This window comes from Bowmanella dokdonensis (assembly GCF_017254865.1).
In the GTDB taxonomy this organism is placed as follows: Bacteria; Pseudomonadota; Gammaproteobacteria; order Enterobacterales; family Alteromonadaceae; genus Bowmanella; species Bowmanella dokdonensis.
In genome coordinates this window covers 1-413 of the sequence record NZ_JAFKCV010000121.1, presented here as the reverse complement: position 1 = coordinate 413, position 413 = coordinate 1, and the positions used below count along the sequence as shown (strand labels likewise).

Genomic DNA, 413 nt, shown 5'->3' with positions numbered 1-413 from the left:
CAAGGTGCAATTGATGACCAATAATCCGCGTAAAATAAAAGCGCTAACAGATCTGGGCATTGAGGTAGTAGGGCGCACCCCAATAGATCACGGTATCACCGACGACAACAAAGGCTACATTCGTACCAAGACGCAAAAGCTTGGTCATGAGTTTGACCCCCATCTGCTGAAATAATCTGACCTTTCTTGTAGGGGCTGTTTTTCTCTCAAGTAGAGATATTGTTCAAATCCAGCCCCCCTTCTGGTCACGACGCCGGGCTGCAGGCCTAGTGGGTCTAAGTCAAAGCCCGGCAACACCGAGCACTATAAAAATGGCATTACCTTTGATAACTGGTCGCACATTGCTGGCTTTGAATCTTACTTCCATCCTTTTGCCGCCCAGACCGACGATACCTTTACCCTGCCGCACTTTT

At 48.4% G+C, this 413-nt stretch carries 1 pseudogene; it reads left to right on the top strand.

The window, feature by feature from the left end:
* A pseudogene (locus J0A66_RS21830) lies at positions 1-175 on the top strand (GTP cyclohydrolase II); the annotation flags it as partial.
* Positions 176-413 lie beyond the last annotated feature (238 nt).